Source organism: Acidobacteriota bacterium (genome assembly GCA_016700075.1).
In the GTDB taxonomy this organism is placed as follows: domain Bacteria; phylum Acidobacteriota; class Blastocatellia; order Pyrinomonadales; family Pyrinomonadaceae; genus OLB17.
This window is the reverse complement of record CP065000.1, coordinates 154,655-173,676: the sequence shown is the minus strand read 5'-3', so window position 1 is coordinate 173,676 and position 19,022 is coordinate 154,655. Positions and strand designations below refer to the sequence as shown.

Sequence of the window (19,022 nt, the reverse complement as noted above, 5' to 3'; positions counted from 1 at the left end):
ATAGATTAGCATATTGATAGTTGCAAGAATGACCTGCAAGGCTCTTGCAACACACCTCGAACCTATGACGAAATACACAACTGCGGATGACGCACTCAAGGTAGTAAAAAGCGGCGATCGGGTCTTCATACACAGCGTAGCCGCAGCTCCGGGCGTTTTGATCCGCGCCCTTACTGATCGAAAGGATGAACTCCGCAATGTTGAGCTGGTCCACCTACACACTGAAGGGGAGGCTCCATACGCAACACCGGAGCTTTCAGAGAGTTTTCGGGTGAATGCATTTTTTGTCGGCGGGAATGTTCGAAAGGCCGTGAACGAGGGCCGAGCTGACTACATTCCTGTTTTTCTTTCAGAGATCCCGGCGTTGTTTCGACAGAACGTGTTGCCGCTTGATGCTGCATTGCTGCACGTTTCGCCCCCTGACAAGCACGGCTTTTGTTCTCTAGGCGTTTCTGTCGATGTAGCTCGTGCGGCCGCAGACTGTGCGAAGACCGTGATCGCACAAGTTAATCCGCAGATGCCGAGAACGCTTGGGGACGCCCTTCTTCATGTTGATAAGATCGATCACCTTGTCGAGGTCGATCTTCCGCTTGCTGAGGTACCCGTACCGGACCTGACGCCTGCAGACATTGCTATCGGGAACTTCATTGCCGAAATGGTTGAGGATGGAGCAACACTGCAAATGGGTATCGGCAGCATACCCAATGCGGTCCTTAACTCGCTTAACCACCATAAGGATCTTGGCATACATACTGAAATGTTCTCGGACGGTGTCATTCCGCTCGTTGAACAAGGCGTTGTAAATGGCCGCAAGAAACTGAAGCATCCCGGCAAGATAGTCGCAGGCTTTGTGATGGGAACAAGACGTCTATATGACTTTATCGACGACAATCCGCAGGTTCTTATGCTTGACATCGAATACGTGAATGACACGTCAGTCATACGCCGCAACCCAAAGGTCACGGCGATCAACAGCGCGATCGAGGTCGACCTGACGGGGCAGATCTGTGCGGATTCGATCGGAACATTTCAGTATTCAGGAGTGGGCGGACAAATGGACTTTATTCGCGGTGCATCGCTGTCGCCGGGCGGAAAACCGATCATCGCTCTTCAGTCTGCAACGTCGAGAGGCGAGAGCAAGATCGTTCCTCAGCTCCGTTCGGGTGCAGGGGTTGTAACGACACGGGCGAACGTTCATTACGTCGTTACAGAGTTTGGCGTTGCCAATCTGTACGGCAAGAATCTCCGACAGAGGGCACACGAGTTGATACGGATCGCACATCCCGACAATCGCGAGATGCTTGAACGCGAGGCTTTCGAAAGATTCAAAAGCCGTTGAATAGCGACCCGAAGTTCGCTGTGATATTCTGACCCTTTGGATATATTTCTTTTATATTGGAGATAACGATCAGACCATGAGTGATAACAGAAAGGCAGTAATTATAAGTGCCGTACGAACGCCAACCGGAAAGTTTCAGGGACTTTTGAAACCCTTTTCCGCTCCTGACCTTGCAGCTATTGCGATCAAAGAAGCAGTTTCCAGAGCCGGTATAAAAGCCGCCGAAGTCGACGAGGTGATTATGGGCTGCGTTGTGCAGGCAGGTATCGGCCAGGCGCCTGCAAGGCAAGCTGCGTTGAAGGCAGGCTTGCCGCCCGAGGTCTCGGCTTTGACGGTGAATATGGTTTGCGGCTCCGGTCTCAGATCGGTCGCCCTCGCATCTCAGGCGATCCAGTTGGGCGATTCTGAGGTCGTGGTTGCGGGCGGTATGGAATCAATGTCGAACATCCCGTATGCAATGCCCGGAGCTCGCGACGGCTATCGCATGGGGAATCAGACAGTTACCGACCTTATGATCCATGATGGGCTTTGGTGCCCGTTCGAGAACTGGCATATGGGAAACACCGGCGAGGTCGTTGCGGAGAAATGCGAGGTCACTCGGGAACAGCAAGACGACTTTGCATTCAACTCGCACCGAAAAGCGGCCGAGGCACAGGCAGCGGGCCGTTTCTCCGAAGAGATAGTTCCTATCGAGATACCGCAAAAGAAGGGTGACCCCATCGTGCTTGACTATGACGAACCGGTCCGCCCGGATACTACCGTCGAAGCTCTCGCGAAACTGAAGCCTGCATTCAAACGCGACGGTGGCACCGTAACTGCGGGTAATGCGCCGGGCGTCAATGATGGAGCTTCAGCAGTGGTCGTGACCTCTGCGGAAAAAGCCGCCGAACTCGGCGTCGAGCCGCTCGCCCGCATAGTTGCATCCGCAACTTCGGGGATCGAACCAAAAATGATCATGCTCGCTCCGGTCCAAGGCGTACTGAATGTTCTTAAAAAGGCCGGCTGGGAGATGGCCGATGTCGATCTGTTCGAACTTAACGAGGCGTTTTCAGTTCAGGCTCTCGGCGTGATGAAAGAGCTTGGGCTCGACATGGAAAAGGTCAACGTCAACGGCGGTGCCGTCGCAATGGGCCATGCCATTGGCAATTCGGGCTCGCGCATCCTTACGACACTTCTACACGAAATGAAACGTCGGGGAGCCAAGAAGGGAGTTGCTGCGCTTTGTCTCGGCGGCGGAAATTCGGTCGCACTGGCTGTCGAGCGTGACTAAGAAAATCAATCTAAACTTATGAGTGAGATCATCGGAGTAATAGGTGCCGGAACCATGGGAAACGGCATTGCACAAACAGCCGCAGCATCAGGTTTTGATGTCGTAATGTGTGACATCAAACCCGAACTTGTAGAACGCGGTGTCGCAAACATCAGCAAGAGTCTCGATCGTTTTGTAAAAAAAGAAACGATGACTGAAGATCAAAAAGCTGAGATCCTTGGGCGTATCAGGACAACGACGGAACTTGGCGATCTTAAGGATTGCACTCTCGTCGTAGAGGCCGCAACAGAGAGTTTTGACATCAAGAAGCAGATCTTTGAACAACTCGATCAGATCTGCGGCACTGATGCTATCCTTTCTTCGAATACCTCGTCAATATCGATCACCAAGATCGCCGCGGTCACCGGTCGTCCCGATAAGGTGATCGGAATGCACTTCTTCAATCCGGTTCCTCTGATGAAGCTGGTCGAAGTGATCCGCGGGATCGCGACCTCGGACGAAACCTACTCAAAGGTGAAATCTCTTTCCGAACAGTTCGGAAAGACGCCGGTCGAATGCAATGACTATCCCGGCTTTGTATCCAATCGCGTTCTGATGCCGATGATCAACGAAGCCGTCTTTGCATTGCATGAAGGCGTCGCAACCAAAGAATCGATCGACGAGATCATGAAGCTCGGCATGAATCATCCGATGGGTCCGCTAACGCTAGCCGACTTCATCGGCCTTGATGTATGCTTGGCGATCTTGAACGTGCTCCACGAAGGCCTGGGAGACCCCAAATACCGGCCATGTCCTCTGCTCAAGAAATATGTTGATGCCGGCTGGCTCGGCAGAAAGAGCGGCAAGGGCTTTTACGATTACGCATAAATGCACAAGGATCTGCGGTCTTTCATCGACCTCCTCCGACGCGAGAACGAGATCGTCGAGGTCTCGGCTGAGGTCGATCCGTATCTTGAGATAGCTGAGATACACCGACGCGTGATCGATGAACAAGGCAAGGCGTTGCTGTTCACGAACGTAAAAGGCTCGTCCTTTCCCGTGGTGACGAATCTGTTCGGCACCAAAAGACGGATCGATCTCGCTTTTGGGCCGAAGCCGCTGGAATTTGTAAAGCGTGCGGTTCACGCGGCTGAGGAGTTATTGCCGCCAAAGCTTGACAAGCTTTGGGGCTTTCGCGACCTCGCGTTCACTGCGGCGAAGCTTGGAACAAAGAAGATTCGCAGTGCTCCCGTACTAGAATCGCGACAGTCGACGGTCGATCTCGAAAAGCTGCCGCTCCTGCAGCTATGGCACGAGGACGGCGGGCATTTTGTTACGCTGCCGCTCGTTTACACGGAAAGCCCCGTTGACGGCAAACACAACCTCGGGATGTATCGCATCCAGCGGTACGACAAAACGACGACCGGCATTCATTGGCAGATCGGCAAAGGCGGCGGATTTCATTATTACGAGGCAGAACAGCAGAACAAGCCGCTAAACACCACGCTTTTCCTCGGTGGGCCGCCCGCGATGATCTTGTCGGCGATCGCTCCGCTGCCTGAGGGAATTCCCGAGCTTATGCTTGCTTCGCTTCTGGCAGGTTCAAAGATCGGAATGGCAGATAATCCGCTAGACGGCCATCATCGCTTGATCGCAGAGGCAGAATTCGCGATCTGCGGGCACGTCCCGCCGCACGATCGGCGGCCCGAAGGGCCGTTTGGTGATCATTACGGTTATTATTCGCTGGTTCATGATTATCCGGTGTTTCACGCGGACGCGGTCTTTCACCGCAAAGACGCGATCTATCCCGCGACCGTCGTCGGTAAACCGCGTCAAGAAGATTTCTTCATCGGTGATTATCTCCAAGAGCTTCTCTCGCCGCTTTTTCCGCTTGTAATGCCTGCGGTTCGTGACCTGTGGAGTTACGGCGAGACGGGATTTCATTCGCTGTCGGCGGCGGTCGTTCGCGAACGTTATGGACGCGAAGGGCTGTCGGCCGGATTTCGCATCCTCGGCGAGGGCCAGCTTGCGTTGACCAAGTTTTTGCTTTTGACCGATACGCCGCAGGACCTTCGTGATTTCAGATCGCTGTTCGAGCACATCCTCGCACGCGTGGATTGGTACCGCGATCTGCATATTTTCACGCAGACGGCGTTCGACACGCTCGATTATGCCAGCGGCAAGATCAATTACGGCAGCAAGGCGATCTTGATGGGCATGGGCGAGGCGAAAAGGGAACTCGCTCGTGAGTTTCGCGGCGAATTGCCTGGCGGGGTCCGTGCTGCGGAACCCTTTTGCGGCGGGTGTCTGGTAGTCGAAGCGGACAGTTACGAAACTGACAAAGATCTTGCGGAACGCATCGCTCGTTCGGGCAACTTCGACGAATGGCAAATGATCGTCGTACACGACAGCATCGAATATGCGCGTTCGACAGAGAAGTTTTTGTGGGCGACGTGGACACGTTTTGACCCGGCATCTGACATATACGCAAAAGATGTCCAAATGAAGAATAACCACATCGGCTACTCGGCTCCCGTCGTCATCGATGCACGAATGAAGCCGTGGTATCCCAAAGAGGTCGAGGCGCGCGATGATATCGTAAAATTGGTCGATAACCGTTGGAACGAGTACTTCGCTTGAGTCCGAAACTGAAAATTGCAGCCAAGAACGAAGAAGCTTTCTTTAATTGCTCTACTGCTGGCCATTGCAGCATTCGCCGGCCTATTGTACGCGTACCTCATCGAACCTCACCGGCTCGTCATTAACCCCGCTAACTTGCATATCAAACATCTAGATCCGGCATTTGACGATCTGAAGATCGTTGCAATAGGTGACGTTCATGGCGGCTCGAATGGCGTCGACGAGGACATGCTTGATCGCGTAGTTTCGGCTGCCAATGCACAGAGTGCAGATCTCATAGTTATGCTCGGCGATTATGTTTGCTATGGATATGTCTATTCGGTGCCCAAGCCGAGCCGTCCGCTTATGGACGTCAGTCTTATTGCGCGGAAACTTGGCGGACTGCGAGCGAAATACGGCGTATTTGCGGTTATGGGAAATCATGACGGTTGGCACGGCGACAAGCATATTGCAGGCGAGCTGACGGCCGCGGGGATCCGTGTTCTGCAGAACGAAGTTGCTGTAATTGAGCACAACGGAAAGCCGTTGCGGCTGTTTGGCACGCTCGATCATCTTCAGATGCAAAAATCGTGGAAGGAAACTTCAGCTGAACTGCGCTCTATTGCAGAAGCTTCAGGCGCCGGAGACCTTATTGTGCTCCAACACAGTCCGGACGTGTTTCCGGTCATCACCGGCGAGCTTTCTATCTCTGACGAACTGCGGCTAATGATCGCGGCACATACGCACGGTGGGCAGATCTGGCTGCCGATCCTCGGACGTCCGGGAATCCCGTCGTCGTACGGGCAAAAATACGCTTATGGACACGTTCGTGAGAATAATGTCGATCTTTTCGTCACATCCGGCATCGGCACGAGCGTGTTGCCGTTTCGGTTCATGGTCCCGCCGGAGATCGCGGTGTTGACGATTCGATCGGGGAATTAACCGCAGAGACGCTGAGACGCAGAGAAGAAATGATTTTTGGGCTAAGACGGATTGAGCCTTGGAAGCGCTTCAGGACACACATAGGATAATTACTGTGCCTTATCTCAGCGTCTCTGCGTCTCCGCGGTTCAAATTCCCTTACCTCAACATCGACTTTACTCGTCGCAGGTCGCCGTCGTTCGGGGCGGGTTTGATGCCTAAAATCTTGCACATCACGTTATAGACCTCGACGTTGGCGAACGGCTCGACGGTCTTGTTCTTTTTGAACGCGCGGCCATGGGCGATGAAAGTCGCCTGCATTTCCTGGTACTGATTGTCGAATCCGTGAGCTCCGCGGACGCGGGCATCGTTAGTCGTCGGCGGCCTTGCGGGCGGACGTTTGTTTGCGGACATCGACCAGCCTAGCTTCGCCGAACAGATGACAGGAGCAACGCGGGCACCTTGTTTGTAGTGAAAACGGTCGGGAATGTCTGCCTTTCGCCAACACGTTGTGTTCTCAAGCCGTGCGAGAGCCGTCATCATCTCGTCGGTTCGCTCTGGCTTGGGCCAAATTTGCCAGATCTCGCCGGTCGTGATCGGATCGCGTTCCAACCACTCCTCACGCAAAGCACGATATATATAAACGACGTTGCCCGCCGGCACCGCCGCCATGCCGTGATCGGAAGTGATGATAATGTTCGCCTTTCCGTCGATCTTGCGCTTCTTTAGCCCTTCGACAAGCCTCGCGATATCGCCATCGACCTTTTTGACCGCGTTCTTTACCGCTTCCGAATCGGGGCCGGCAGCGTGGCCGGCATCGTCCGTATCGCTGAAATAGAGCGTGATGATCGTAGGCCGCTTTTCACGCGGCAGATCGAGCCAACTTAACACGGTATCGACGCGCTCTTCGTTCGGCACTTTTCCGTCGTAGCGTTTCCAATACGTGGGCTGTCTATCCTTTACCTTTGCCTCGCTGCCGACCCAAAAGAACGACGCCGCGATCTGGCCTTGCGACTCTGCGGTCACCCAGATCGGCTCGCCGCCCCACCAACGCGGGTTCTCGACCTCTTCGCGTTTGGACATCGTAAAAACGGTGCCGAAATCGAAAACATTGTTCTCAACCAGCCCGTGATTTGCGGGATAAAGCCCCGTCACGACCGTGTAATGATTCGGGAACGTCTTCGTCGGGAACGACGGGATCATCCATTTCGCCCGCACGCCCTCAGTCGCGAGCCGCCTGATCGTCGGAGCCTCGTATTTATCGACGTAATCGTAGCGAAACCCGTCGAGCGAGATCAGAATGACCGTCGGCTTGAGGTCCTCGATCGGCTGCTGAGCAAACGCCGGCAAGGCAGCGAACGCGAAGACCATCACGATCGCGACGATGAGATCATTTCTAAGTTTGTGTGTCATTTTACCGCTATTATAGCAGTCAAAACGTTACGGCAATATCACAACCGTCTGCTCGTCGGAGTATTTTCCGACCGCCTGATCGGCCTTTACCATTCGAATGCGGACATGCAGGAGTTCAGGTTCGCCAAATTTTGTCGGTTTTACGCGGATCTGAGCCGGAGAACGTGTAAAAGTCGGCGTCGATTCCCATTCGTTCGTCATATTTCGGCGATATTCGACGCGAAAGCCGTCATAGCCGCGTTTGGCGGCCTTAACAGCGAACGAATATTTATCGCCCGAGGTCGACATCCTGAAGGAGGGAACGACCTGCGAGACATCGATGGCCCGAGAACGCGTGGGCACGATGCCCAATTGAACGCCGACATCTTCGTTGTAGCCGTTCGCGAGCCGAATTCGCCTGACGAGGCGTTCGAGACGCTCGAAAACGCCATTCTTTACCATCGGCGGCATCGCAAATTCCGGTGTTGCAGGGAACGAAAGCGTTGCTCCGGTCGATCTGCCGCTGAGAGCATTCCGTTCAAAGGCGATCACGGCTCGATCGAACGCTCTCACGCTCGCGATCGCGTTGGCTGAGGCTTTTACGATGGCGTTGTCAGCATTGACGGAGTCGATCTCGGCCTGAGAAAACCCAAGACCAATGCCGATATCTGTAAAAACGGTCGCAAAATTATGAAACCACGCCACACGTTCGGCTCTACTCGTCGGAAACCATCGCTGATCGGGCCGCATATATTCGTCCTGCCTTTAAAGTGAGGTGAAATGCAATGTATCATCTTTCAGATACAATGTATCATACATACGATACATTTTCTAACATTCGGACGCAATGGTTTTCTTGCAATACGCATTTTTATCACAACGCTAATACATTCTCAGATCGCAGTTTATTCGCTCGTGTTGCTCAGCTTATTTTGTATCATCACGCTGATACATTTTCAGTTGTTGAAACGACAACGCAATGTCTGCTGATCGCGATGTATCATAATATTGATACATTTTGTGAAAGCAGTTCTACGGCGACTTTGCATTAACTACAAATGTATCATCACCGCGATACATTTTATTTTGACGTAAACACTTCGACAGTTGAGCTAACCAAAACCGAAAAATGCCGCAAATAAACGCGATCTTGCTAAAATGTTTTATATGAAGCGCTTTCTTGACCGCTGCTGACGCGTCAATTAACGATTCCGAGATCAATAGTTATCGACAGAGGCGTTCTGCCGAGCTTGATCTACGGCCCGCCCTATCTTGCCTCAGGCACGGCCGCGAATCCGCCGTCAAAGAACCTACGCACGACCGACATCGACGGAGCGATCGCGGTTATGTGATTGAGCTCGGCGTCGCGAAAGGTAAATCGTTTTAAGGTGCTCGTACTGACGCCTCGACGACGCATTGCGTTGTAAGCGTTCTCAGTGTTCTGGTATGTGACGACGGTGTCGCCCTCGAGAGCGACGAGCAGCATCGGCCGCGTCGGTGCCCAGTCGTAAACGTCGTTCTCTTTGAGCATCCGCACGAACAGATTGCGGCTGTCATTGCGACGCATTGCGTTCAGGAACGCCGGCTGCATCGCATTTGAGAGCCGATTTTTCGAACGCATGAGCGTCGTTGTTATGCCGATGGTCTTGATCAGACCATCGTCGGTGTGATCGCCACGGTAATTGAGAGCGAGGGCGTTAGCGAGGGCAGGTTTGAAGAAATCCCGCCATTTCATGCCCTTTTCTTTGACCAGATAATTGACACCATACGACGTAAGATAAAGCCGCGTGACAAAGCCGACCTGCTCGCCGGTCTCAGCGAGGATCGCTTCGCGTGTCGCACCCGACAGATCGTACGGCCCGGCAGCAGGCGCGGACGCCGTGACGCTGTATTCCGGCCCGACCATCGCTTGCAGAGCCTGAGTCAATGCCATCGCGACGCCGCCGCCCTCGCTATAACCGGTGATGTAAAGCTGCGGACCGGCGTTGTAGTTGCGCTGACGAATAAGTTCGCGAGCCGCCGGAATGATATCGACGCCGGAACGTGCATTTACTTTACTAAGCGGATACGGATGAGCCGCCTGATGATCGCCGAGCCCAATGTAATCGGGCAAAACGACCGCATAACCGCCAGAAGCAAGCCCCGTGATCGCCTCGATCGTCTCCGGAGCCTCGCCTTTGCCTTTGAAACGCGACGGCGAACGATCACGATCGACAGTCGTGCCGTGGCAATAAACGACGAGCCCTTTTGGGGCACCGCCGACCGGCAAGGCGACGAGGCCTGTGAGATTCGCACGCCTGTTTTTGGCGTCGAGCGATGTGTAAGTGACCTTGATGAGCTCGACGCTGGTTTCGAACGGAGCCGGAGCGTAACTGCCGAACGCTTTCGCCATCCGCTCGTTCAATTCAGCAGCCGTCATCGTTGCGTTCGTTGACGATGAGACCAATTGCTGGCCAAACGCCGAAAACGCTAACGCCGCGACAAGAACTAAACTACTACCCAACCTGAACGACCGCTTCTTCATACTTTCTTCCTCTGCGTCCTTTGTCTATTTTGCCCCTTTGCGGGAAATTTTCACTTCTTTACGACGACCTCAGACCTGATCGAATTCGCGATATAACACTCCTCGTGTGCACGATGATGCAGGTCAACGATCTCGTCGGCGGTCGGCAGTTTGTCACCCGCCCATTCGATCTGCGGGTCAAGCGTGATCTTCGCTAGCCACTGTTTGCCGTTGTCGTTTGCTGCCATTTCGCCTGCCGCATTATCTGAATAAGCATCGATCCGAAAGCCGGCCCTCGCCGCCAGATAGAGAAATGTCAACATATGACACGCCGAGACTGACGCGACCAACGCTTCCTCAGGATCGATCGCCGCCTCGACCGAGTATCTGTTAACCACTTGCGGTGAACTCGACGCGGGAACCGTCACTCCGCCGTCAAACGACCACTTGTGGCCGCGTGAATAGCGGTTTTTGGTGAAAGTATCTGGGGTGTCAGAGACCCAGGATACCTTTGCTCTGTAAATTCCCATTAGGCTATTTCGATCTCATCCGACCGGAGCAACACAACCTTTCCATTCTGAGACACAGCAATCGCATTGCCCGCGAGCTTGTGTTTCTTTAGGGCTTCGCGAACCGCAAGTTTACACGCCGCGTCTATTTCGTCTGCGTACTCTACAAGCAGATCGACTGAATCTTCTTTTACTGTTTTATGATCTTCCATTTTTCTTGGTCAATAATACTTTCGCCTTCTTTCTCATTATAACGCGCGATCTCAACAGATCCGGCGAGATTCGTATCGCGCACACTCCAAGCGCTTACCGCGGGCATGTAAAAAGTAAACAAGTTACTCAAGCCTCGTTCGTAACGCCGCCGGATCACTTCGGTCGGAATGTAATGTCCGCCGGTTCTCACGCGTTCCGCAACACGTTCGATCGCAAGTTCCGGGCTTTTAAGCCATAGGAAGATTAAATTAACCCGATAGCCACTTTCTATAAGATCTCTAATCCTCTTGATATATGACCGCGTCGCAAGGGTTGTTTCGAAAGCAAAATCTTGTCCGGATGAGCCTAGATCATCCAAACGCTTTAACATCACTCGCCCCGCATCAAATGCCGCTCGCTCCGGTGCAAATGCCGAAAGGCCTTCGGCAATCGTATCGGCGTTAACAAATTCAGTAATGTTTAGCGTATCACGTAGCAAATGCGGTGCAAGCGTTGATTTTCCCGCTCCGTTCGGACCCGCGATGATAACGACGTTCGGCATGATTAGTGCGAATTCTAGCTAACAAATTCCTCCCATTTGGCGACGGCACGCAATGTAGTTGGCCCCTCGCGACTATTCACGTCGTCCGGGCCGACGACAAATCGTAAGAATTTTGCGATTGCCCTACACTGTGCTGTAGAAAAACCAAAATTGATCGCAATTCGTGCAGGTTCTGATTCTCGCAATGACACCTCACTTTCTTTCAATAGATGGAATGTGCAGGAATGTAGTATTTCTTCAAATATTGGTTGGTGGGAATTCAGACCACACAACATAAAAGCTGGCAGGTAATATCTAAAACCAGCGGGGTCAAAAAAAGACAGCGCGGATTCGCATTCGATGATTTCCTCACATGGAATATCTTGCCAACATTTTTCAATATCACGTCGTCGTTCGGCAAGCTGATGTTCGGGAGACTTCCTTTCATCGATCGCTTTGGCTTGATGAAGCGAGATGCCCTCGCCACGAGAAACATCAGCAAACGCCGAACGAATTTCGTCAATAAGTTCCGTTAGCCGTTCCGACATAAGTTCTTTAAAAAGACTCACTAATAACCTTACGGCCTCAACCTATACAACATCCTCGGGAATGGTATTGTTTCCCGCACGTGTTCGATGCCGGCCATCCAGGCGACGGTGCGTTCGATGCCCATGCCGAAGCCGGCGTGGGGGACGGAGCCGTAGCGGCGGAGGTCGAGATACCATTCGAATATCTCCTGCGGCAGGTTGTGATGTTTTAGCTGCGACTCGAGATACTCAAGCGAAGTCGCGCGTTCGCCGCCGCCGATGATCTCGCCGTAGCCTTCGGGGGCGAGCAGGTCGATGCCGAGGGCGCATTCGGGGCGATCTTTGTCGACCTCGAAATAAAAACCTTTGATCGCGGTCGGGAAGTGATGCACAAAAACCGGCAGCCCGAACTGCTTCGACAGATAGGTCTCGTCGGGCGAACCGAAATCACCACCCCATTCAAATCGCCGGACCGCAGGCAGCTTGCCTGCATCTTCCGCACCTTGGCCGGGCAGGCTGGCAGCCTGCGCCCCGGCCAGTTCACCTTTATCGTAGCCCTCCTGCAGCATCTTCACTGCATCGTCGTAATGCAGCCGCGGGAACGGGCCTTTTATCGCTTCGAGAACAGCGGTATCGCGTTCGAGCGTGGCGAGTTCATGTTTGCGGTCGTTGAGGACACGATCGACGATGAACAGGATCAGGCCTTCGCCGAGGTCCATCATGTCTTCGTAGCCGGCGTAGGCGACCTCGGGCTCGACCATCCAGAATTCGGTGAGATGCCGCCGCGTCTTCGATTTCTCGGCACGAAACGTCGGCCCGAACGCATAGCTCTTGCCAAATGCGGCGGCGGTCGCTTCGTTATAAAGCTGTCCAGACTGCGTCAAATAGGCCTTGTCGTCGCCAAAATAATCCACCTCGAACAGCGTCGTCGTGCCTTCGCAAGCGGCCGGCGTGAATATCGGCGTATCGGCGAGCGTGAAACCTTGCCCGTCAAAATAATCGCGCACTGCCTTGATCACCGTATGGCGGATCTTGAGAACGGCGTGCTGTTTTTTCGAACGTATCCACAGATGGCGGTTGTCCATCAGAAAATCGGTGCCGTGTTCTTTCGGCGTGATCGGATAATCGTGGACGTTCTGCAGCACCTCGATCGCGGTCACGTCGAGCTCGACGCCGATCGGCGAACGCGCGTCCTCTTTCACGGTTCCGTTGACGATGATCGAAGATTCCTGCCCCAACGAATCCGCCAGGTCGTACAACGCCTCGTCGTTCGGCTTGAATACCACACACTGCACGATGCCCGTCCCATCACGCAGCTGCAAAAACACGAGCTTTCCGCTCGAACGCTTGTTATAAAGCCAGCCCTTCAACGTGACCGCTTCGCCGATGTGATCTTTCAGTTGATCGATATATGTCTGCTGCATAAAAATTTGATTCTAAACGATTCGCGGCTCCCGCAAAAGAATGCCGCCGCGTTCGTTGACACTTCGGCGAACAAGACGCACACTGTTCGCAACTTTCCCGACATGGAGCGGATGATGATGAGACGTGCCGCACAGATACTGACATTAGCCGCTGTGATGCTGTTATCGGCCGCACCGGCCGCATTCGCACAGACAAAGACGGCCGCCGCCGTGACGGATGAATTCTATTCGCGGCTCTACCACATGGGCGTCAGCGGCATGCCGAAAAAGGAGCAGATGGACGAGCTTTCGCCGTATCTTTCGCCCGGTTCGCTGAAAATGTTCGAACGCGCCGCCCGGGAACAGGCGGAATTCATCCGAAAAAACCCCGACCAAAGGCCGCCATGGATCGAGGGCGATCTTTTCTCGAGCCTTTTCGAAGGCTTTACCGCGTTCAGCACCGTTGAGTTCTTAACAGGTAAAGCGGATTATATTCCCGGCAAAGTGGAAAATGCAAGCGGAAATTTGGAGCCAATGCGCGCCGTCGAATATTGGTATCATTCCTGACCGTATTCGGACCCCGGAATCCTGCGGTCGTACTCGCGAATCGTACCGCCGGTCCGCCGAACGGATACGCGACGCAACTGAACACTTCAGTGACGCCACTGAACACTTCAGCGATGCAACTGAACGCTTCAGCGACGCTGCTGAACGCTTCAGCGACGCAACTGAACACTTCAGCGACGCTACTGAACGCTTCAGCGACGCAACTGAACACTTCAGCGACGCTGCTGAACGCTTCAGCGACGCTGCTGAACGCTTCAGCGACGCTGCTGAACGCTTCAGCGACGCTGCTGAACACTTCAGCGACGCCACTGAACGCTTCAGCGACGCTGCTGAACACCGAAATTGCCTAAATTCAACCGATCTCCGCGACCGCAAACACCAAGCTGCAGAAGCCCGCGCGTGAGCAAGGGCGATATCCGGAGCATGGTCAGGCGGAAAGAACGCGGGCAGAAGATGCGTGCGGCTTCTTCGTTTGTGCCGGTCGTTCGCTATCGCCCTTGCTCACTTGCGGGCTTGTGCAGGGGCGATATCCGGAGCATGGTCAGGCGGAAAGAACGCGGGCAGAAGATGCGTGCGGCTTCTTCGTTTGTGCCGGTCGTTCGCTATCGCCCTTGCTCACGCGCGGGCTTGTGCAAATAGGATGCAGGCCGGCGGGCGTGCGGTGCGACACGGTGCGGGCTTGACTTGTAGGTTTTGCGGGCGAACACTGTAACGAATGGCGGATGATGCGGGCGGCGGCTCGGAAAAGGGCAAAAAGAAGATCAGCTACACGGGTGCGTGGGCCGAGGCGAGGAAGATCGTCTGGGACGCACGCTGGCGGCTGGCGTTGGGGAGCGTTCTGCTGCTTGTTTCGAGGCTCGCGGGAATGGTGCTGCCCGCTTCGACGAAATACATCGGCGACGAGATATTCACGAACCGCAATTTCGAGCTGCTGAAATGGATCGCTCTGGCGGTCGGGCTGGCGACGCTGATACAGGGAGCGACCGGATTTGCGCTGTCGCAGATACTCGGCGTGGCGGCACAGCGTGCGATAACCGAGATGCGAAAACGCGTGCAGACGCACGTCGAACGCCTGCCGATATCGTATTTTGATTCGACGCAGACCGGCCAGCTCATTTCGCGGATCATGAACGACGCGGAAGGCATCCGCAACCTCGTCGGCACGGGACTTGGGCAAATTCTGGGCAGCCTCGTCACCGCGACCATCTCCATCGGCGTGCTGTTTTATCTGAACTGGCTGCTGACTATCGCCACCATCGCCGTGCTGCTGGTATTCGGCGGGTTTCTGCTGTACGCATTTAAGGTGCTGCGGCCCGTTTTCCGCGAACGCGGCGAGATAACGGCTCAGGTGACGGGGCGTTTGGGCGAATCTCTCGGCGGAATTCGCATAGTTAAGGCCTACACCGCCGAAAAACGCGAGGAACTCTCGTTCGCACGCGGCGCACATCGGCTGTTTCGCAACGTCGCCAAAACGGTGACGGGCGTTTCCGCGATAAATTCCTTCGCCGCCATCGTGATCGGCGCCGTCGCCGTAGTGATGATGCTCGTCGGCGGCAACGCCCTGCGTGCCGAAACGATGACGCTCGGCGATTTTCTGATGTACATCTCGTTCACGTTCCTCCTCGCACTGCCGATCATCGAACTCGCCGCCATCGGCACGCAGGTCACCGAGGCACTCGCGGGGCTCGACCGCATCCGCGAGGTGATGTCGATGACCACCGAGACCGAGGAGGACGCGAAGCGGGAACCGATACCGTCCGCCGAAGGAAAGATCGAATTTGACAATGTGTGGTTCGAATACGAGCCGGGCGTGCCGGTGCTCAAAGGTATATCATTCACCGCCGACGCCGGCACGACGACCGCTCTCGTCGGTTCTTCGGGCTCCGGCAAATCGACGATCCTATCGCTGGTTCTGAATTTTATCCAGCCGACCAAGTCAGAGCCACCTGCGGTAGCGGGTGGTTTAACTCAACCGCCCGCTACCGCAGGCGGTTCTGACAAGTTGCAGGCTGGCAGCCTGCGGTCCGACGCGGGCAGCATTCTGATAGACGGCCGCGATCTGCAAAGCGTCAGGCTCCGCGATTACAGACGGCTGCTCGGCGTGGTGCTGCAAGACAATTTTCTTTTCGACGGCACGATCCTCGAAAATATCCGCTTCGCCGACCCGGAAGCCGGCATCGACGCGATAAAGGAGGTCTGCCGCATCGCGAACGCGGACGAGTTCATCGAAAAGTTCCCGAACGGCTACGATACTATCGTCGGCGAACGCGGAGTAAAGCTCTCCGGCGGCCAGCGTCAGCGTATCGCCATCGCGAGGGCTTTGCTCGCAGATCCGAAGATACTGATACTCGACGAAGCGACGTCATCGCTCGACAGCGAATCGGAAGCTCTCATTCAGGAAGGGCTGAACAATCTGCGAAAGGGACGCACGACCTTTGTTATCGCACACCGGCTTTCAACCATCCGCTCCGCCGATCAGATACTTGTGATCGAGGCCGGCGAAATTCTGGAACGCGGCACGCACGACGAACTCATCGCGACGAACGGACGGTACAAGCAGCTTTACGACAAGCAGTATCGTTTTGAGCAGAATCTTTTCGTGAATCCGGGCGAGGATTTCACCGGCACGGCCGAGGACCTCGCCGCGACGAAACTTTAGGAGAAATCAATGGCTGAACAACAGAACTATCAAAACCACACTCGCTGGTTTCCGCTGGTGCATTACGTCATTTCGCCGCTGCTGCTGATCAATCTGGTCTGGGCGATAGTTTGCGTGGTGCAGGAATTTGATTGGTATCGCGTGCAGTATCTGCTGATGTCATTCACCCTTGTGCTGATGAGCGTGGCCGCAAGATTGCAGGCTCTGAAGGCACAGGACCGCGTAATTCGCCTGGAAGAGCGGCTGCGTTACAGGGAACTGCTGCCGCCGGAGCTCGCCGCAAAGGCATCGAATTTTAGAGTATCGCAGATCATCGCGTTGCGGTTTGCGTCGGATGAAGAGCTCGCCGATCTGGCAACCCGCATCGCGAATGGCGAGTTGACCACGCCGAAAGAGATCAAGTTGGCAGTGAAGAATTGGCGTGGCGACTATCTACGCGTTTGAGCTTTCCAGCTCGCGCGTCAAAATTCTGCGGATGTGAGGGAAGCGGCCGAGGTTTTCCGCACCGCGTCGCGTAATGCCGAACATCGGTTTGATGAACGGCAGAAAATGCGTCTTGCCGCGGACGGCCGATTGGTACGAGAACGTGCCGGCGGCCTTCAGACAGCGTTGGATCGTCTGCAGGCGAAATTCGTAGGCAAAATCGTCTTCGTCGAGCTTCGGCAATCCGAACTTTGTCCGCATCTCAATAAAGAACTTTCTGCGAGCGGCCAGCCATTGCGGCGACGGAAGCTCCGTTATTCGGTCCAGCAGCAGGGAAACGAGGTCATATGCCGCGGAACCGATCCGCGCATCTTGATGATCGATGATCCGCATCCGTCCGCGGCCGTCCCGCATGAGATTCGCCGCGTGAAAGTCGCGATGGCAAAGCACCGAAGCACGCTCGTCAAGCTCCTCGACAAGCTCAATAAATTCGGTATTTAGCGCTTCGGCGTCCTCTGAAGACAATGGAGTGTTCCGAAGCGTCGTGAAGTAGTGCTCCTTGAAATAATTCAGTTCCCAAAGCAGCTTTTCCTTGTCAAAACGCAGTTTCGATGCGATCGAGCCTGAGCTGAACGCAAGCTCCGTCGCCGCCTGTATTCGTACGATCAGCGATATCGCCTCGTCGCGAAGCCTGGCCGCTGCATCTTCGTCCGCGGCGAGCATTACGTCGCGAAGTATCGTGTCGCCGAGGTCTTCCTGAATGATGACGCCCAGGTCTTCGCTGAAAGCAATGACCTCCGCGACCGGCAGATCCGCGGATCGGAAAAGTCTTGTTGTAGCGAGAAAGGTCTGCTCAGCGGCAACGAACGGCTCGGGATAGACGCACGCGATCGCCGTCATTTCATTCCAAGTCACACGAAAATATTCCCGCGTCGATGCGTCGCCTGCGAGTTCCGTGATGGTATCAGGCTGCCCGTTCGAGGTAAGGAATGTTGTAAGTCTTACTTTCGCGTTCATCAGCAAGATCAATTCAGCGGAACAATATAGTTCTCGCCCTGCACATATCCTCGCATTGCCTTATCCGGTATCTCAGAGCAATTCCGCACCATTTCGGCACGAACGATCGCCGCGTTCTCAAACTGCGAGCCCGACGGTATCGTGACGCCGTCCGCAATTATCGTTCTGTACAGAACGCTGTCTTCGCCAATGGTCACATCATCCCAGATAACTGAATCTTTCAGCCGCACGGCTCCCTGCATCACGCAGTTGCGCCCAAAATGCACGTTGCCGCCATTCATCATCGCCAGCGAAATATCAAGGTAACGCGGGATCGTCGACAGCTCATACCATTCGGCATCTGTGATGTGAGCAGCGATGATCTCGCCATTTCTTAATGCCGGTTCATAGAACGAAGGCACGATGTCCGAATAAACGCTCCGCGGGATGTAATCGAAAACACGGGGCTCGACGATATGAATTCCCGTGAACATGAGCGGTGTCTCGATGTCGTGTTCGGTGTCCTTGAGTTCAGCCTCTGATACGGGGCGAGCAAAGTCTCCAAAACCGGTAACACGGCCGTCGCTGGTCTCGACGATCGTGAATTTTTCACGCTTTACGTTCGGTTTCAGTATCATCGTCGCCAGAGCCCCTGTCCGTACGTGCGCTTCCAACGCCTGACCGATGTCGATATCCGTGATTATCTTTCCGTTGACAATAACGAATCGGTCGTCTTCGAGGATCTCGCGGGCGTTATCCAATGCTCCGGCAGTGCCTAGGATCTTTGGTTCTTCAACGGTATAGGTGATATTCACCCCGAAATCGCTGCCGTCACCTAATGCTCTTCGAACGGAGTCCGGCTGATGATGCAGATTCACGACGACGTCACTAATGCCGAACCGCGCCAGATACTCGGCAACATACCCGACCAGCGGCTTGCCCAAGAAGGGGATCGCCGGTTTTGTTCGGTCGATCGTGAGCGGGAATAGCCGGGTGCCAAATCCGGCAGCGAGTATCATTGCTTTCATAAGCGGCCCAATGCTTCGCGGGAAACAAAATTCGATGATAGATGAACGGGCGTTTAAAGAAAACCGCATTTACGGAAAAGTTAACGAACTTTGCCTTAGTTAGACAAAAACGTGCGATTTGACGTATCGTTAAGGTCAAATTCCGCATAGCTGC

19 protein-coding genes are annotated in these 19,022 nt (G+C 54.4%); 9 read left to right on the top strand and 10 right to left on the bottom strand.

Going from position 1 to position 19,022, the window contains the following annotated elements; all coding sequences use genetic code 11:
• Nucleotides 1-64: 64 nt before the first annotated feature.
• From IPM50_00820 to IPM50_00800, 5 genes are all read left to right on the top strand, one after another.
• Nucleotides 65-1,339: an acetyl-CoA hydrolase/transferase family protein gene (locus IPM50_00820; GenBank protein QQS33155.1), complete on the top strand. Its 1,275-nt coding sequence runs from the start codon at nucleotides 65-67 to the stop codon at nucleotides 1,337-1,339.
• 76 nt (nucleotides 1,340-1,415) lie between these two features.
• The gene (locus IPM50_00815) at nucleotides 1,416-2,609 is read left to right on the top strand and encodes an acetyl-CoA C-acetyltransferase (protein QQS33154.1); all 1,194 of its coding nucleotides are present in this window, start codon (nucleotides 1,416-1,418) and stop codon (nucleotides 2,607-2,609) included.
• Between the two features lie 18 nt (nucleotides 2,610-2,627).
• A complete protein-coding gene (locus tag IPM50_00810; protein QQS33153.1) occupies nucleotides 2,628-3,476 on the top strand; it encodes a 3-hydroxybutyryl-CoA dehydrogenase in 849 nt (282 codons plus the stop codon).
• Nucleotides 3,477-5,228 (top strand): UbiD family decarboxylase, encoded by a 1,752-nt coding sequence (locus tag IPM50_00805; protein QQS33152.1) that lies wholly within the window; start codon nucleotides 3,477-3,479, stop codon nucleotides 5,226-5,228. It begins immediately after the preceding gene.
• 84 nt (nucleotides 5,229-5,312) lie between these two features.
• On the top strand, nucleotides 5,313-6,149 hold the full coding sequence (locus tag IPM50_00800) for a metallophosphoesterase (protein QQS33151.1): 837 nt from the start codon (nucleotides 5,313-5,315) through the stop codon (nucleotides 6,147-6,149).
• A gap of 138 nt (nucleotides 6,150-6,287) precedes the next feature.
• Here the strand turns inward: IPM50_00800 and IPM50_00795 are convergent, their stop codons facing one another.
• From IPM50_00795 to asnS, 8 genes are all read right to left on the bottom strand, one after another.
• Entirely contained in the window at nucleotides 6,288-7,541 is a 1,254-nt protein-coding gene (locus IPM50_00795) for an alkaline phosphatase family protein (GenBank protein ID QQS33150.1), read from the bottom strand.
• 27 nt (nucleotides 7,542-7,568) lie between these two features.
• Nucleotides 7,569-8,270 carry a hypothetical protein gene (locus IPM50_00790; GenBank protein ID QQS33149.1) on the bottom strand — a complete coding sequence of 234 codons (702 nt, stop codon included), beginning with the start codon at nucleotides 8,268-8,270 and terminating at the stop codon, nucleotides 7,569-7,571.
• 517 nt (nucleotides 8,271-8,787) lie between these two features.
• On the bottom strand, nucleotides 8,788-10,044 hold the full coding sequence (locus IPM50_00785) for a hypothetical protein (GenBank protein ID QQS33148.1): 1,257 nt from the start codon (nucleotides 10,042-10,044) through the stop codon (nucleotides 8,788-8,790).
• 50 nt (nucleotides 10,045-10,094) lie between these two features.
• On the bottom strand, nucleotides 10,095-10,553 hold the full coding sequence (locus IPM50_00780; protein QQS33147.1) for an OsmC family protein: 459 nt from the start codon (nucleotides 10,551-10,553) through the stop codon (nucleotides 10,095-10,097).
• Nucleotides 10,553-10,744, bottom strand: coding sequence for a hypothetical protein (locus IPM50_00775; protein QQS34548.1), 192 nt, complete (start codon nucleotides 10,742-10,744; stop codon nucleotides 10,553-10,555). The genes IPM50_00780 and IPM50_00775 overlap by 1 nt, the downstream gene beginning before the upstream one ends.
• On the bottom strand, nucleotides 10,723-11,286 hold the full coding sequence (locus IPM50_00770; protein QQS33146.1) for a zeta toxin family protein: 564 nt from the start codon (nucleotides 11,284-11,286) through the stop codon (nucleotides 10,723-10,725). The genes IPM50_00775 and IPM50_00770 overlap by 22 nt, the downstream gene beginning before the upstream one ends.
• 14 nt (nucleotides 11,287-11,300) lie before the next feature.
• Entirely contained in the window at nucleotides 11,301-11,834 is a 534-nt protein-coding gene (locus tag IPM50_00765) for a hypothetical protein (GenBank protein QQS33145.1), read from the bottom strand.
• Nucleotides 11,835-11,842: 8 nt separating this feature from the next.
• Nucleotides 11,843-13,216: an asparagine--tRNA ligase gene (gene asnS / locus IPM50_00760; protein QQS33144.1), complete on the bottom strand. Its 1,374-nt coding sequence runs from the start codon at nucleotides 13,214-13,216 to the stop codon at nucleotides 11,843-11,845.
• Nucleotides 13,217-13,222: 6 nt separating this feature from the next.
• Between asnS and IPM50_00755 the strand changes: the two genes are divergently transcribed.
• From IPM50_00755 to IPM50_00740, 4 genes are all read left to right on the top strand, one after another.
• Nucleotides 13,223-13,762, top strand: a complete 540-nt coding sequence (locus tag IPM50_00755; GenBank protein QQS33143.1) for a hypothetical protein — start codon at nucleotides 13,223-13,225, stop codon at nucleotides 13,760-13,762.
• Entirely contained in the window at nucleotides 13,707-14,165 is a 459-nt protein-coding gene (locus tag IPM50_00750) for a hypothetical protein (GenBank protein QQS33142.1), read from the top strand. The genes IPM50_00755 and IPM50_00750 overlap by 56 nt, the downstream gene beginning before the upstream one ends.
• A gap of 312 nt (nucleotides 14,166-14,477) precedes the next feature.
• On the top strand, nucleotides 14,478-16,421 hold the full coding sequence (locus IPM50_00745) for an ABC transporter ATP-binding protein (protein QQS33141.1): 1,944 nt from the start codon (nucleotides 14,478-14,480) through the stop codon (nucleotides 16,419-16,421).
• Nucleotides 16,422-16,430: 9 nt separating this feature from the next.
• A complete protein-coding gene (locus IPM50_00740) occupies nucleotides 16,431-16,865 on the top strand; it encodes a hypothetical protein (protein ID QQS33140.1) in 435 nt (144 codons plus the stop codon).
• Here IPM50_00740 and IPM50_00735 read toward each other — a convergent pair.
• Together IPM50_00735 and IPM50_00730 are read right to left on the bottom strand one after the other, a co-directional pair.
• The gene (locus IPM50_00735; GenBank protein QQS33139.1) at nucleotides 16,854-17,861 is read right to left on the bottom strand and encodes a phosphotransferase; all 1,008 of its coding nucleotides are present in this window, start codon (nucleotides 17,859-17,861) and stop codon (nucleotides 16,854-16,856) included. The genes IPM50_00740 and IPM50_00735 overlap by 12 nt on opposite strands.
• Before the next feature lie 8 nt (nucleotides 17,862-17,869).
• The gene (locus tag IPM50_00730) at nucleotides 17,870-18,868 is read right to left on the bottom strand and encodes an NDP-sugar synthase (GenBank protein ID QQS33138.1); all 999 of its coding nucleotides are present in this window, start codon (nucleotides 18,866-18,868) and stop codon (nucleotides 17,870-17,872) included.
• Between the last annotated feature and the right edge of the window lie 154 nt (nucleotides 18,869-19,022).

Excerpts from the sequence above, each read along its gene's own strand:
- IPM50_00785 (QQS33148.1), bottom strand. The coding sequence starts at position 10,044 with ATGAAGAAGCGGTCGTTCAGGTTGGGTAGTAGTTTAGTTCTTGTCGCG.
- IPM50_00775 (QQS34548.1), bottom strand. The coding sequence starts at position 10,744 with ATGGAAGATCATAAAACAGTAAAAGAAGATTCAGTCGATCTGCTTGTA.
- IPM50_00770 (QQS33146.1), bottom strand. The coding sequence starts at position 11,286 with ATGCCGAACGTCGTTATCATCGCGGGTCCGAACGGAGCGGGAAAATCA.
- IPM50_00820 (QQS33155.1), top strand. The coding sequence starts at position 65 with ATGACGAAATACACAACTGCGGATGACGCACTCAAGGTAGTAAAAAGC.
- IPM50_00730 (QQS33138.1), bottom strand. The coding sequence starts at position 18,868 with ATGAAAGCAATGATACTCGCTGCCGGATTTGGCACCCGGCTATTCCCG.
- IPM50_00805 (QQS33152.1), top strand. The coding sequence starts at position 3,477 with ATGCACAAGGATCTGCGGTCTTTCATCGACCTCCTCCGACGCGAGAAC.
- IPM50_00780 (QQS33147.1), bottom strand. The coding sequence starts at position 10,553 with ATGGGAATTTACAGAGCAAAGGTATCCTGGGTCTCTGACACCCCAGAT.
- asnS (QQS33144.1), bottom strand. The coding sequence starts at position 13,216 with ATGCAGCAGACATATATCGATCAACTGAAAGATCACATCGGCGAAGCG.
- IPM50_00745 (QQS33141.1), top strand. The coding sequence starts at position 14,478 with ATGGCGGATGATGCGGGCGGCGGCTCGGAAAAGGGCAAAAAGAAGATC.
- IPM50_00750 (QQS33142.1), top strand. The coding sequence starts at position 13,707 with ATGCAAGCGGAAATTTGGAGCCAATGCGCGCCGTCGAATATTGGTATC.
- IPM50_00795 (QQS33150.1), bottom strand. The coding sequence starts at position 7,541 with ATGACACACAAACTTAGAAATGATCTCATCGTCGCGATCGTGATGGTC.
- IPM50_00735 (QQS33139.1), bottom strand. The coding sequence starts at position 17,861 with ATGAACGCGAAAGTAAGACTTACAACATTCCTTACCTCGAACGGGCAG.
- IPM50_00810 (QQS33153.1), top strand. The coding sequence starts at position 2,628 with ATGAGTGAGATCATCGGAGTAATAGGTGCCGGAACCATGGGAAACGGC.
- IPM50_00740 (QQS33140.1), top strand. The coding sequence starts at position 16,431 with ATGGCTGAACAACAGAACTATCAAAACCACACTCGCTGGTTTCCGCTG.
- IPM50_00815 (QQS33154.1), top strand. The coding sequence starts at position 1,416 with ATGAGTGATAACAGAAAGGCAGTAATTATAAGTGCCGTACGAACGCCA.
- IPM50_00790 (QQS33149.1), bottom strand. The coding sequence starts at position 8,270 with ATGCGGCCCGATCAGCGATGGTTTCCGACGAGTAGAGCCGAACGTGTG.